Consider the following 12,586-nt stretch of genomic DNA (forward strand, 5'->3'; position numbering starts at 1 on the left):
GCGATGATCTCTGAAGACGGAGCCGTCGACTACGCGGATCTGGCCCGCGAGCTCGCCAACATGGTCCATGGCTATCCCTACGGCGATCCTTTCGCGTTGCTCGGTTGGATCGCCTCCGAGGTGAAGTCCGACCCGGAGTCGCGGCGCGGGCGGGCGATGACGGCCGCGCTCTGGGCGAGCCGCTGGTACGCCAGGTGGCGGGTCACCGACCCCGCGCTCATCGACGACCTGATCGAAGCGGCCGGACATGCCGCGACGGTGCTGGAGGCCGCGGGCTGCACGGCGCCCGGTGCGCACGAGGACCCGCAGGTCGACGAGGACCCCGAAGAAGCGGGCGACGTCGTAGCTCGCATCGGGGATCCGGAGGGGTGGCTCGCCCGCCGCCCGGACGACGAGGACATCGAGGCGTACGCCTGTCCCGGTTTCGTCGCGGGGCTGGCCGCCGAGGCGGAACAGGTCCTCAAGGACGCGCGGGCGGAGCGCTTCAACGCCCCGGACACCGCGCACCTGGACGAGCGCTTCCTGACGGCGGACGGCCATACCGACATCGACGCGTTGATGACCGACGTCGAGCGGCAGAGGGGCAGCAGGCTCGACCCCACGGCCCAATCGGCGGCGCTGTGGGCGGCACGCCGGCTGCTCGGCGACGCGCGTCCCGCAGAGCGGACGTCGCTGGCACTGGCCGTGAGCCACCTGGCACAGCACTGCGCCTGGGGTTCCGCCGCCCCCGGCGTGGTCACCCTCTACCGCGAGGCCCTGCTGACGTTCGATCTCTCGGTCCTCGACCGGCCGTGCCCGCACCCGGAGGCGCATCCGGGGATCAGCCTCCGCGACGTGCCGTCCCTCGCGCGTACTGTCGCGGCGGGCGTGGACGGCGGCGAGGGATGTCCTCACCGCGTCGCCGCGCACGTCCGGAAGATGATCGACTACACGGGCGGTTACCTGGGCGTCGAGGACGCCCCGGCTTGAGCCGGGCGAAGCCCGAGGTCAGGTGTTGGAGGAGGACGTCCGCCGCCGCGGCCTGCGCGAGGGGGCGGCGTGGGAGGTCCCGCGCTGGGAGCGGGTGGCGGCGGGACGCGGCTTGCGGGCCGGGGCCGGGTTCGGGGCGGCGGCCGCGCGGGCCGGCGGGCGGGCGCCGGTGATGCGGGCCAGGTCGGCGTCGCCGGGCCGCACCCGGACGGTACGGGGGGTGATGCCCGCCTTGGACATCATGTCGTCGACCTCGCGGCGCTGCTCCGGCAGGACGAGGGTGACCACGGTCCCGGCGTTGCCGGCGCGGGCGGTGCGTCCGCCGCGGTGGAGGTAGTCCTTGTGGTCGGCGGGCGGATCGACGTTGACGACGAGATCGAGGTCGTCGATGTGGATGCCGCGGGCGGCGACGTTCGTGGCGACCAGCACCGTGACGTCCTTGCTGTGGAAGCCGTTCAGCGCGCGGTTGCGCTGCGACTGCGTCTTGCCGCCGTGCATCGCCGCGGCACTGATCCCGCGGGCGGTCAGCTTGCGGACGAGGCGGTCGGCCTGGTGCTTCTTGCCGACGAACATGATGACGCGGCTCTCGCGGGCCGCGATGTGCACGGTCGTCTCGTGCTTGTCCTCGTCGCTGACGTGCAGCAGGTGGTGCTCCATGGCGGTGACCGCCCCGGCCGGCGGGTCGACCGAGTGGGTGACCGGGTCGCTGAGGAACCGGCGGACGAGCCGGTCGACGCCCCCGTCGAGCGTCGCCGAGAACAGCATCCGCTGCCCGTCCGGCGGCGTCTGCTCCATGAGCCGGGTGACCTGCGGCAGGAAGCCCAGGTCGGTCATCTGGTCGGCCTCGTCCAGCACCGTGGTCCGCACGTCGTCGAGCCGGCAGTCGCCGCGCTCGATCAGGTCGGCGAGCCGCCCGGGCGTGGCGATGAGGACGTCGGCGCCCTGGGCCAGCGCGTTCGCCTGGCGGGCGATCCCCAGGCCGCCGACCACGGTGGTCATCCGCAGGCCCACGGCGTCCGCGTACGGTTCGAGCGCGCCGGTGACCTGCTGGGCGAGCTCCCGGGTGGGCACCAGGACCAGAACGAGAGGACGGCGGGGCCGGGCGCGGTGGCCCGCGGTACGGGCGAGCAGCGCCAGACCGAACGTGAGGGTCTTGCCCGACCCGGTGCGTCCGCGGCCGAGGACGTCCCGGCCCGCGAGGGCGTTCGGGAGGGCGGCGGCCTGGATGGGGAACGGCGCGGTCACGCCCTGGCGGACCAGCGCCTCCTGGAGCGGGGCCGGCAGCGGAAGTTCGGCGAACGACGCCACGGGGGCGGCCGGAGGCGTGGCCTCGGCAGCGGGAGCGGCGGGAGCGGCGGGGCCTGCCGAGCCTCGGCGTCCGTCCGCCGGACGGCGGGCGGGGCGAGACCGGGAGCCTCGGGCGCTCGAACGAGGGGCGCGGGGCATGGTGAAGCCTTCCTTGGGAGCGGTGCGTGTCAGGGAAGTGCTCCGTCAAGCGGGACCGCGGGCTCGGCGGCAGGCCGAGTGGAGAATTCTCAAGAACGAACCGGGAGCGGCCCAGCGGGGGGTTCCGCCGCGGACCGGTAGAGCTCAGGGCGCGGATCAGGCGCCGAAACGGCAGAGCGGTGCGCGGCCCTCAGGACCGCGCACCGCCGGCGCCGCGATGATCAGGCGGGGACGATGTTCTCCGCCTGCAGGCCCTTCTGGCCCTGGGTGACGTCGAACGACACCTTCTGGCCCTCCTGGAGCTCACGGAAGCCCTGGGCCGCGATGTTGGAGTAGTGGGCGAAGACGTCGGCGCCGCCGCCGTCCTGCTCGATGAAGCCGAAGCCCTTTTCCGCGTTGAACCACTTGACGGTGCCGGTGGCCATGATCGTCTCCTTCAGGGGTGGGTCCCGTCCGCACACCGTGCGCGGACGGACGCCGCGATGGCCCATCCGGAAGATCCAGAAAAAACAAAAGTGCGCCTGAGGTCAGATCCAACAGGCGCACGCACATGTCTATGGGAACCGCAACTGCCGTCAACGGTATCACAGGATCCACCGGCCCGATCAGGTGGGCGGTCGCCGCGATAATTTACCAGCAGGTCGGGCGAGAATGCTTCGCCGAACCGCCCGGTACGCGCATAATGAGGTAATGAAACCCACCGGCCCCGCCCGACGGCGACACCTGCCCACCAGCCCCTTCAAACCCCCGCCCGCCGCTCCGCCGGCCAAGGAGTTCACGCTCGACGACCAGGTCACGCACGACAAGTACGGGCTCGGGCGCGTCCTGGAGGTCGAGCCGGGCAACGCCGTCCTGGTCGACTTCGGGACACGGAAAGTGAAGATCCTGTCACCGTTCACGAAGCTTTTCAGGCTCTGAGAAACCGCCGGGGACCCGGCACGGCACGGCCCGCACAGACGGGGCGGGCGAGCGCCGCCGGCCGGGCCCGACAGGCCCGCGCAGGCCGTTCTCCCGGGCGGCAACGGCGCCGCCGCCGCGTCGGACTCAGCCCGACGACTGCGGTCGGAGGGTGGGCTCGGCGACTCCCGGCGGGGCGCTCGGGAGGTGCGCCCCGGCCACCTCGATCACCCGGGCGGCCATGTCGGAGAACAGCAGCATCTGGCGCGCGGTCGCCGGGCTGAACGGCTCCGCGCCGACCCGTCCGAGGACGGCGAGCACTCCCCGGGTGGCCTCCCCCGTCTCCAGCGGCAGGATCAGGATGGGACCAGCGGGAAGGCCGGTGAGCGTCTGATCGGCGGCGATCCGCGCTGACACGGCCCGGCGGGACGTGTACGCGCGGCCGAGCATCGACCTGCCCCGCCGCACCGTCAGCCCGCGGATCCGGTCGCCGCCGGGGCCGTCGGCGACCTCGACCCGCAGCGTGTTGCCGTCCTCGCCGGGCAGGGCGACGAACGCCAGCGGGACGCGCGCCAGTTCCCGGGCGCGCGCCGCCACGAGGGCCAGCATGCCCGGTACCCCGGTCCCGTCCAGGACCACCGCGCTCATCAGGTCGAACGTGGCCTTGAAGCGCCGCCGGTCCGCCTCGCTCGGCGCGGCTCCGGCGGCTCCCCACCCGATCGATCCCGGGTCGCCCGTCATGCCGTCATCCCGTCCTCCCTCTCCGCCGGGGACGGGCCGCGCGCTCAGGCCGCGGCCGATCGGACGCGGGCGGCATCGACGGTGGTGCGGACGGCGAAGACCCGGGACAGGCCGCTGACCCGCAGGAGCCTGGCCATGTGCGGGCGCGGAGCGGCGAGGACGAGGGCGACGCCCTCCGGCTCGGTGAGGCGGCGGGCGCCGGTGAGCAGGGCCAGCCCGGACGCGTCGCAGAACGTCACCCCGGACAGGTCGACGACCACGAGGGGGCCCGCGTCCCGCAGTGCGGTCTCCAGCGGTTCCCGCAGGGACGGCGCGGAGGCGATGTCGAGATCGCCGGTGATGGTGATGACGGTGTGTTCCGCGAAGGCTTCGCGGCGCAGCCCGGCCTCGGGGGAGGCGGTGCCTGCGGTATCCATCTGGGGCTCCGATCAGGAGTGTGAGAGTGGCCGGTACCGCTCAGAGACCCGCGGGCGCCGCACCGCGGCCACGGCGGCCGGGGCGTCCGGCGCCGGGAACGGGCGTCCGTGTTCGAGAGGGACGGTGGAGCGGCGTCATGCGCGCCGGCCTGTCTGGCCTCAGTGAGACCGATCGTCGGAACCAGGGGGACGCCGGCTTGGCCGCCCGCATCGAGAACCCCTAGCACACCGAGAGTCTACGCCCTCCGCCCCGCACCCGCCGGGCTCGGCGGCCAGGTCCCCCCGCGGGCGGACGGCGGCTCGCTGATCAGCGGCGATGCCGGCGGACCGCGCCCGGGCACCCGGGCGAGCGCGAAGCGTACGGGGCCCTCGATCCGGGCAGGGGACGCACATGAGCGAAGTGTGGATCTCCGCCGCCGACGGTGACGACCTGATCCGTGCCGACGCGATCGTGATCCTCCGCATGGACAGGACGGGCCGGCTGACCGTGCAGCTCCGCGACGAGGCGAAGGTCAGCGTGACGCTCCTGGAGGGTTCGCCGGGCGGCGCCCGCCCGCCCGCCGACTTCCACCGGCGGTTGATCAGGCTGATCGCCGAGCTCGCGGACGTCGGCGGGACGCGGCTGATCCGCGCCCGGCACGAGAACGGCGCGTGGCACTGGACGAGCGAGGACCTCTAGGCCTTCCCGGCCGCTGAAGAGAAGCCAGGGTTGTGATCTACGAAACTCTGTAGTGATCGGAGTAGATTTTCGACCCGGGGCCGGGTAGTGTTCCTTCCATCGAAGAGAGACGGGTCCATGAGAAGCGGCAGATGACGAACTGCCGGAACGTATGGATGACGTCGGCCGGGCGTGCCGGGGCCAGCGCAGTGGAAGGGGCCTCGGCAGCCGGTCGGCCCGGTGGCGGACGAGCCGCCGGAAGCAGTGGAGAACAGCAGGAACGCAGTACCCGAACACAACGCAGTACCAGAACACGCAGTACACGCAGTACAGGTAGTACAGGTAGTGATGTCGAGGAAAGGAGAGATCGGCGCCATCGGGATCGCCCGCAGCAGGCTCCAGTCACGCCGCGCGGGTACCGCAGTTCCCCGGATTGGACGGTGGTCTACGGTCACGCATTCGCGATCCCCGCGTCCCCGCTCCCGAAAGGGCGGCCTACGCGGAAGACCGGCTCATCAGGGCCGGTAGATGGTGTTGTACCTCTGGGCCCCGGCGCCGCAGTCTGGCGTCGGGGCCCCTTGCCGTCGGTGCCTGCCGATCCCACGGCATTACGGAAGGTTCTGTGAGAGCACCCCACGCGGCTGAGACCGGCGACCAGCCCGACCCGCAGCGACCAGAGACGGGCGCGGAAGACGACGCGGCCGCTCTGGAAGACAAGTTCGACGACGAGGACTACCCGGCCTACAGCATGGGCCGCGCCGCCGAGATGCTGGGCGTGACCCCGGCGTTCCTGCGCAGCCTTGACACCGCCCGACTGATCGTCCCGCAACGCTCGTCCGGCGGGCATCGGCGCTACTCCCGCTACCAGCTGCGCCTGGCGCAGCGCGCCCGCGATCTGGTCGACGAGGGCACCGCGCTGGAGGCGGCCTGCCGCATCATCATCCTGGAAGACCAGCTCGCCGAGGCCCAGCTCCTCAACGCCCGCCTGCGCCAGGACCGTTCGGCGGGCGAGACGCCGCGCCCGCCGGAGTAGCGGCGGGCTCCTCAGGCACGACCTCCCCTAGATCGGCACGGCTCGTCATTCCACCGGGGCGCTCGCGACCGGCCCCGGTGGAACTCCGGACGGGGGCGTCAGGGGAGGCGGGTGAAGCGGCGGGCGGCGCAGAGCAGGGCCGCGATCGTCAGGGCGGCCATCAGGGCGCATTCGAGGGGGAGCGGCGGGTTCCAGGAGCCCAGGGCCAGCGGTCGGAACAGGTGGTGCGGGGCGCCCGGCAGGTAGGCCGCGATGGTGCGGCGCAGCACGTCGACGGCGTAGGTGAGCGGGTTCGCCAGCGCCAGGCTCTTCATCCAGACGGGCATCGCGCTCAGCGGGAAGAACGCGCCGGACAGGAACACCATCGGCGCCATGATCACGGTCAGTACGGTGCCGAAGGTCTGCGGCCGGCGCAGGACGGTGGACAGCAGGACGCTCAGGACGGTCATGCCCAGCGAGACCAGCACCAGTTCGCCCAGCAGGAGGGCGATCAGGACGCCGTCGAGCGGGACGCCGACCGGGGCGGCGGTGGCGAGGAGGACGGCGGCCTGGCAGCTGGCCACCGTGGTACCGCCCAGGCACTTGCCGATCAGCAGAGACGCGCGGCTGACGGGCCCGGCGAGCATCTCGCGCAGGAAGCCGCCCTGCCGGTCCCACATGATGGAGGTGCCGGTGGCGAGCGCGGGCCCCTGCGCGGCCGTCACCAGCGCGCCCGAGAAGAGGAAGAGCTGGTAGGCGTCGCCGTTCGGGCCGGGCATCAGGTTCGACAGGCCGATGCCGAGGACGAACAGGAAGATCAGCGGCTGCACCAGGGAGATGGCGGCCCCGACGCGGTCGCGCCGGAAGTGGAGCATCTCGCGCCGCCACACCATCCCCATGGCGCGCAGCTCGGCCCGGAACCCGCCGCGGCCCGGCTCGGACGCCGACGGCACCCGCACCGGGGCGGCGGACGGTTCCGGTGCGGCCTCGTCGCGGATCCGGTGCCCGGTGTGGTGCAGGAAGACGTCGTCCAGGCTGGGCGGGGTGACCCGTGCCTCGTACACGGGGACGCCGAGCTCGGTGAGCAGGAGCGGCAGCACCCGCGCCCCGTCGGGGACCTGGAAGCGCAGCCCGCGGCCGTCGCGGGTCACGTCCAGGCCGAGGCGCTCGGCGATCAGCGGCGCCGCGGCCGCGTCGTCGCCGGTGCGCAGCTCCACCCGGTCGGCGCCGAGCACCGACTTCAGCTCGGCGGGGCTGCCCTGCGCGACGATCCGGCCCGCGTCGATGATCGCGATGCGGTCGCACTGCTCGGCCTCTTCGAGGTGGTGGGTGGTGAGGAAGAGGGTGACGGACTCGGTCTCGCACACGTGCCGCAGGTGGCGCCAGACCTGGGCGCGGGCGTTCGGGTCCAGCCCGATCGTCGGCTCGTCCAGGAAGAGGATCTGCGGGCGGTGCAGCAGCGCGCGGGCGATCTCCAGGCGGCGGCGCATGCCGCCGGAGAAGGTGTGCACGACGTGGTCGCGGCAGGCGGTCAGCCCCACCAGCGCGAGCGTCTCCCCGATGCGCGCCTCCACCTGGCCGGGCGGGACGTTGTACAGGTCGGCGTGGAACCTCAGGTTCTCGGCCGCGGTCAGCTGGACGTCCAGGGTGGACTCCTGGAAGATCAGCCCGATGCGGCGGCGCGCCGCGGCGGCGTCGGTGCGCGTGTCGTGGCCGGCGATCTCGATCCGGCCGGACGTGGGCAGCGCCAGCGTGCACAGCATCGCGATCGTGGTCGTCTTGCCCGCCCCGTTCGGCCCGAGGAATCCGAAGCTCTCACCGGGCGGGATCGTCAGGTCGAGCCCGGCCACCGCCTCGACGCCGGGGTACCGCTTGCGCAGCCCGACCGCCCTGATCGCGGGCGTCGCCGCGGCGGGCGCGACGGCGCCGGGTGCGGCGGTGGCGGGACGGGCCGTCACGACCGGCCCGCGATGGCGTCGAGCCAGGTGTCGGGCACGTGGCAGCCGAAGCTCCACCGGTGCCGCGGCGTCGGGTTGACGATGCAGTGCCAGAACAGCCGGTCCGGGTCCTGCTCCACCTTGAAGAACCGCGCCAGCCGGGGACGTTCCCGCAGGGTGACCAGTTCGCCGGTCTCCGGGTGCTGGTACCGGAAGAACGAGGTGTGCTCGGCGTCGGGGAACTCCCCGTCGAAGTCGATCAGGTACATGCGCCAGCCCGGCTGGTCCTCGTTGGTGTGCCACAGCCGGTAGCTGGACGGCGGGTACCACAGGTTGCCCGACAGCCGGACGTCGCCGCCGAAGACCTTCTCCAGCGCGCCGACCAGCCGGATCTTGGCCGCGTAGTAGGCCTCGTAGTCTTCGTGGCCGGTGTGGGAGTCCAGGTTGACGAGGTGGAAGTCGCGCCGTCGCGAGGTGTCCAGCGCCGCGCGCCACCGCTGGTACTCGGCGCCGTCCGGGGCCAGCGACGTGGAGCGCAGGTCGTCCGCGCGGAACTCCTCGTCGAACTCGGCGAGGTCGACCGTGGACGGTTTGATCTTCAGCGCCGGCAGTTCGGCGAGGACGGCGGCGAACCCGGGCAGGTCTTCCATGGCGTACTCGTAGTGGTAGAACGCGGTCGGTTCGGCCGCGGCGGGCGCCGCGGACTCCGGGCCGGACGCCGTCACTCCGGACGCCGTCTTGGGCGCGGCCCCCGGAGAAGTCCGGCGACGACGACGCCGCCGCGAGGTCGCGGGCGTCGAACAGGTAGCCGTGCGTCTGGCCGAGGCGGACCATCTCCGCGACCGCGGTCATGGCCTTCATCTGCTGCCTGATCCCGGTGTCGCGGAGGGCGAACCGCAGGAAGGCCGTGCAGGATTCGACGGACATGGGTGAGATCACTCCTCAGATCGACGCGGGCGGAGGGTCCAGGAGGAGCGCCGAGGGGACCCGCTCCGGATGGGCCAGCCGCAGGAAGTGCATGCCGAACCCGGACATGCCGAGCATCAGCCCAGGGAAGAACCCCGTGGCGGACGCGGGCGGGGCGTCCTCCAGGTTGCGCCACTGCGCCTGCACCTGGACGTTGGCCTCCAGACGGAACGCGGGCTCGTCCGCCAGCAGCGCGAACCGCAGGAACAGCTCGGCGTTGCCGGACCGGCCGTGGCACAGGGAGTCGTTCATCAGGCGCGGGAAGTTGCGCATCGTCGCCGTGAGCGCGCTCCTCGCCTCGGTCAGCACCGCGTCGTCGTCCTTGCCGAGCGCCGCCCAGCTCTGGATGCGGCTCAGCCCGATGCCCGCCGCGCCGTTGCACCAGGCGTTGGCGTAGTGGCGTCCCTCCCAGAGCATCCCGCCGGGGAACTCGCGCAGGTCGTACCAGTCCTGCGCGCTCTGGTCGAAGTGGAGGGACTCGTAGGCGAAGGCCCGCCGCCCCGCCGAGACGTAGTCGGCCCGGTCGGTGAGACGGCCCAGCGTGATCAGCGCCCATCCGACGCCGCCGGCGCCGTGGGACAGCCCGGTCAGGTTCGCCCCGGCGGCGCCGAGGTCGGAGCCGGGCCAGGACAGGGCGTCGCCCTCGGCCTCCGCGCGGCGCAGCAGATGCGCGGCGCAGCGGTGCGCCTGCTCCAGGCCCCGCCCGTCCGCGACGCCGGCCAGGCCGATCATCACCGGGATGAGGCCGGCCGCGCCGTGGAAGACGTCCAGGTGGCGGTCGCCGTCGACGCGTCCGGCCAGCTCGTCGCTCAGCTCCAGGGCGTGGTCGAGCAGGGCGCGCTCGCCCCACAGGCGGTACAGGTGTGTGAGTACGTAGACCATGCCGCCGAGCCCGGTGAAGGCCCCGATGCGCTGCCGCTCCCAGGTGGCGACGGCGTGGTCCAGCGCCCGCCGCGCCGCCGCGCGGAACTCGGGACGCGGGTCGAGGGCGTCGAGGTAGGCCAGGAACAGGGCGATGCCACCCGAACCGTTGTAGAGGTCGCCCTCGATGTCGACCTCGTCCCGCCCGTCGGGGGTGATCACGAAGGACGTCCAGGGGGCGGGCGCGTCCGGTTCGCGGAGCATCGCGCAGAGCTGCTCCCCGAGCGCGGCCGCCCGCTCGACGCACGTCTCGGCGAAGTCGGCGCTCGTGACGTCGCCGCCGGACAGCCCGGCGGCGATGTACTGGCGCTGCTGGGCGCGGTTCCGCGCGGACAGGCCCCTGATCCGGGACGCGGCGTGGTCGAGCGGGCTCGTCTCCAGATCCGCCCCGACCGCGGACGCGTGGTCGTGGACGAGGCCGGTGCCGCTTGCCTCGACGCTGAACAGCGGGACGTCCCGGCGCCACATCGACGCGACCTCCCAGTCGGGCAGGGCCGCGTCCTGGTCCCACTTGCGGGGGAAGGTGCGCACCGTCTCGATCAGCAGGTCGGCCTCCAGCGGCTCCAGCAGGCACCGGGGGTGCAGGGCGGCCGCGAGCAGCTGCGAGTAGACCTGGGTGCTCCAGTTGACGAAGCGCACGCCCGAGCCGGAGAACAGGTCGCGGACGCAGGCGATCGCCTCGTCGGGCCGCTTCCGGAACCACTCGTAGACCCGGTCGAAACCGGACCCGATCGCGTCGACGAACTCCTCGGCGTGCGTGAGCTCCTCGCCGATGAAGATCCGGTTGGAGGCCCCCGGGTCGACGCGCACCCCTTCGCGGTAGCTGACGGACGACGCGAAGGACTGCAGGCGGTCGACCTGCGGCACCGGCATCGGCATCTCGTAACCGCCGCCGCCGGTGTACCCGCTGATCCGCATCTCGCCCTCGGGCGCCGCGCCGCTCCTCGGCCACTCGATCAGGCCGGTCCTGAAGACCGAGTCCATCAGCGTCCCCGACGGGCGCGGCCAGCCCTTGGGCAGGGCCCCGAGCACGGTCTCGCAGTCGCAGATGTAGGCGTGGCCGTCCGCGACGAGGACGTTCTCGAAGTGCAGGTCGCCGCCGCCCAGCACGTAGAAGATCGCCAGGTACCCGCCGAGTTCGGCGTAGACGCGCTCGGCGTCCTCGCGGGTGGCGACCCGGTTGCGCCCCGGCGGGATCAGCGCCTCGAAGCCGTAGCCGTCCTTCGGCAGCACGGCCCGTCCGGCGAAGCCGAGGACGCCGTCGTCGCGCAGCCGCGCCAGCAGCCCCTGGAACCCGGCCTCGCCCTCGAGGCCGCGGGGCTTGTAGACGACGGACTCCCGTGCGCCGTCCGCGAGCTCGACCTCGACGATCGCGACGCTGCGGCCCCCGGCGTGGTGGTCGGAACGGCCGAGCCGCGCGGTGCGCACGGCCACGAGGGGCCGCCCGAAGAGCGCCCCGGACAGTTCGGCGGCGCCGTCGCGGATCCTGCCGATCATCTGGGCGCCGTGCTCGGCGAGCTGCCCGGTCGTCTGGGCGAGCCAGCGGCCCAGCAGGGGGAACTCCAGGTAGAAGCGGTGGTAGGCGGCGGCGTCGGCGAACGTCTTGTCGAGGTAGGCGAGGTAGTCGTCGCGGGTGGCGCTCGCCGGGTCGATGCCGTGCAGCCGGCAGTGCACCTTCGCGTCGGTCTCCACCGCCCAGGCCAGCGCCAGCTCGAACCGGTCGAGCAGGTAGGCCTGGAAGTCGGCCACCAGCCGGGGGTCGACCCGCACCGCGGCCCCGCCGCCGTCGATCTCCCTGGTCAGCCGGCGGCCGAGCTCTACCAGGAAGGGCTCGCAGGCGGTGGCGAGCCGGCCGTGGTAGACGTCGTCCGCGCGCCAGTCCGCCGCGGCGAACGCCTCGCCGCCGGGGTCGAACCCGTCCAGCGTCTCCCGGTAGACCGGCAGCCAGCCCCGGTGGAGGTCGGTCAGCATCCGGCCCAGCCGGCCTTCGGGGTCGGTGAGGCCGAGCTCGTGCGCGCGATAGGCCCGCAGGATCTCGCGCAGCGACTCCTCCGTGTGGCGCTCCGGCCGCGGGCTGGTCTCCGCGCCGAACTTGGCGGCCAGCCTGCCGGCCAGCCGGTCGATCCTCCAGGCGTCGAAGGCCTCCAGCGGGTCCGCGCCGGACGGCGGACCGAGGGCGGACACGATCTGGATCCGCTCGGACAGGTTCGCGGCCCGGGCCGCGAGGTCCACGGGGAAGGTCGGCTTCACTCGGGCGGGCTCCTCGCCTGTGGGACGGTCTCGCCTAGGGGAAGGACGGGGGTGATGGGCCGATGGCTTCGGCCCATCGGTCTCCGCGCGCCCGGCGCGAGGGCCGGCCGCTAACGCGGAGGCGTTACTTGGTGCTTCCGTCGCACGCGAAGGTGAACGGCCCCGAGCTGCACGTGGACGCGCACGCGTAGGCGTCGACGGCGGCGACGCCCTCGGTCCAGTAGCCCAGCGAGGCGGTGTCCGGCTGCGCGACGGCGGCGGGGACGGCGGCGGCGGCGACGCCGAACCGTCCCGCTCCGGCGAGCAGCTCCGTGCGGATGTCGGCGTCAGCGGCGGCGTGCCGCAGAATGGTGCTGGGTGACATTTCTTCCTC

The 12,586-nt window shown here is 73.1% G+C and carries 12 protein-coding genes and 1 pseudogene; 4 read left to right on the forward strand and 9 right to left on the reverse strand.

The window, feature by feature from the left end; genetic code table 11:
• Positions 1-3: 3 nt before the first annotated feature.
• Positions 4-969, forward strand: a complete 966-nt coding sequence (locus BJY14_RS23645) for a hypothetical protein (protein ID WP_179845631.1) — start codon at positions 4-6, stop codon at positions 967-969.
• 18 nt (positions 970-987) lie between these two features.
• On the opposite strand, the gene BJY14_RS23650 is transcribed toward BJY14_RS23645, so the two are convergent.
• Together BJY14_RS23650 and BJY14_RS23655 are read right to left on the reverse strand one after the other, a co-directional pair.
• Positions 988-2,415, reverse strand: coding sequence for a DEAD/DEAH box helicase (locus tag BJY14_RS23650; protein WP_179845632.1), 1,428 nt, complete (start codon positions 2,413-2,415; stop codon positions 988-990).
• 221 nt (positions 2,416-2,636) lie between these two features.
• A complete protein-coding gene (locus BJY14_RS23655; protein WP_067460243.1) occupies positions 2,637-2,840 on the reverse strand; it encodes a cold-shock protein in 204 nt (67 codons plus the stop codon).
• A 265-nt stretch (positions 2,841-3,105) separates the two neighbouring features.
• Here BJY14_RS23655 and BJY14_RS23660 point away from each other — a divergent pair, with 265 nt between their 5' ends.
• Positions 3,106-3,333, forward strand: a complete 228-nt coding sequence (locus tag BJY14_RS23660) for a hypothetical protein (protein ID WP_179837973.1) — start codon at positions 3,106-3,108, stop codon at positions 3,331-3,333.
• Positions 3,334-3,459: 126 nt separating this feature from the next.
• On the opposite strand, the gene BJY14_RS23665 is transcribed toward BJY14_RS23660, so the two are convergent.
• Both BJY14_RS23665 and BJY14_RS23670 read right to left on the reverse strand, forming a co-directional pair.
• Positions 3,460-4,053 (reverse strand): GAF domain-containing protein, encoded by a 594-nt coding sequence (locus BJY14_RS23665; RefSeq protein ID WP_179845633.1) that lies wholly within the window; start codon positions 4,051-4,053, stop codon positions 3,460-3,462.
• A gap of 44 nt (positions 4,054-4,097) precedes the next feature.
• Positions 4,098-4,469 carry an STAS domain-containing protein gene (locus BJY14_RS23670; protein WP_179845634.1) on the reverse strand — a complete coding sequence of 124 codons (372 nt, stop codon included), beginning with the start codon at positions 4,467-4,469 and terminating at the stop codon, positions 4,098-4,100.
• A gap of 391 nt (positions 4,470-4,860) precedes the next feature.
• Between BJY14_RS23670 and BJY14_RS23675 the strand changes: the two genes are divergently transcribed.
• Complete coding sequence (locus BJY14_RS23675) at positions 4,861-5,148, forward strand: hypothetical protein (protein ID WP_179845635.1); 288 nt, start codon at positions 4,861-4,863, stop codon at positions 5,146-5,148.
• A gap of 727 nt (positions 5,149-5,875) precedes the next feature.
• The gene (locus BJY14_RS23680; RefSeq protein WP_179849579.1) at positions 5,876-6,160 is read left to right on the forward strand and encodes a MerR family transcriptional regulator; all 285 of its coding nucleotides are present in this window, start codon (positions 5,876-5,878) and stop codon (positions 6,158-6,160) included.
• A 98-nt stretch (positions 6,161-6,258) separates the two neighbouring features.
• On the opposite strand, the gene BJY14_RS47325 is transcribed toward BJY14_RS23680, so the two are convergent.
• The 5 genes and pseudogenes from BJY14_RS47325 to BJY14_RS23705 form a co-directional block, all read right to left on the reverse strand.
• Positions 6,259-8,097, reverse strand: coding sequence for an ATP-binding cassette domain-containing protein (locus tag BJY14_RS47325; protein ID WP_312879796.1), 1,839 nt, complete (start codon positions 8,095-8,097; stop codon positions 6,259-6,261).
• Positions 8,094-8,801, reverse strand: a complete 708-nt coding sequence (locus BJY14_RS23695) for a Nif11-like leader peptide family natural product precursor (protein WP_246397877.1) — start codon at positions 8,799-8,801, stop codon at positions 8,094-8,096. The genes BJY14_RS47325 and BJY14_RS23695 overlap by 4 nt, the downstream gene beginning before the upstream one ends.
• Positions 8,802-8,919: 118 nt before the next feature.
• Positions 8,920-9,003, reverse strand: a pseudogene (locus tag BJY14_RS45495) (hypothetical protein); the annotation flags it as partial.
• A gap of 15 nt (positions 9,004-9,018) precedes the next feature.
• The gene (locus BJY14_RS23700; protein ID WP_179845636.1) at positions 9,019-12,213 is read right to left on the reverse strand and encodes a type 2 lanthipeptide synthetase LanM family protein; all 3,195 of its coding nucleotides are present in this window, start codon (positions 12,211-12,213) and stop codon (positions 9,019-9,021) included.
• A 124-nt stretch (positions 12,214-12,337) separates the two neighbouring features.
• The gene (locus BJY14_RS23705; RefSeq protein WP_179845637.1) at positions 12,338-12,577 is read right to left on the reverse strand and encodes a cinnamycin family lantibiotic; all 240 of its coding nucleotides are present in this window, start codon (positions 12,575-12,577) and stop codon (positions 12,338-12,340) included.
• Positions 12,578-12,586 lie beyond the last annotated feature (9 nt).

This window comes from Actinomadura luteofluorescens (assembly GCF_013409365.1).
Taxonomy (GTDB): Bacteria; Actinomycetota; Actinomycetes; order Streptosporangiales; family Streptosporangiaceae; genus Spirillospora; species Spirillospora luteofluorescens.

Excerpts from the sequence above, each read along its gene's own strand:
- BJY14_RS23645 (WP_179845631.1), top strand. The coding sequence starts at position 4 with ATGATCTCTGAAGACGGAGCCGTCGACTACGCGGATCTGGCCCGCGAG.
- BJY14_RS23650 (WP_179845632.1), bottom strand. The coding sequence starts at position 2,415 with ATGCCCCGCGCCCCTCGTTCGAGCGCCCGAGGCTCCCGGTCTCGCCCC.
- BJY14_RS23655 (WP_067460243.1), bottom strand. The coding sequence starts at position 2,840 with ATGGCCACCGGCACCGTCAAGTGGTTCAACGCGGAAAAGGGCTTCGGC.
- BJY14_RS23660 (WP_179837973.1), top strand. The coding sequence starts at position 3,106 with ATGAAACCCACCGGCCCCGCCCGACGGCGACACCTGCCCACCAGCCCC.
- BJY14_RS23665 (WP_179845633.1), bottom strand. The coding sequence starts at position 4,053 with ATGACGGGCGACCCGGGATCGATCGGGTGGGGAGCCGCCGGAGCCGCG.
- BJY14_RS23670 (WP_179845634.1), bottom strand. The coding sequence starts at position 4,469 with ATGGATACCGCAGGCACCGCCTCCCCCGAGGCCGGGCTGCGCCGCGAA.
- BJY14_RS23675 (WP_179845635.1), top strand. The coding sequence starts at position 4,861 with ATGAGCGAAGTGTGGATCTCCGCCGCCGACGGTGACGACCTGATCCGT.
- BJY14_RS23680 (WP_179849579.1), top strand. The coding sequence starts at position 5,876 with ATGGGCCGCGCCGCCGAGATGCTGGGCGTGACCCCGGCGTTCCTGCGC.
- BJY14_RS23705 (WP_179845637.1), bottom strand. The coding sequence starts at position 12,577 with ATGTCACCCAGCACCATTCTGCGGCACGCCGCCGCTGACGCCGACATC.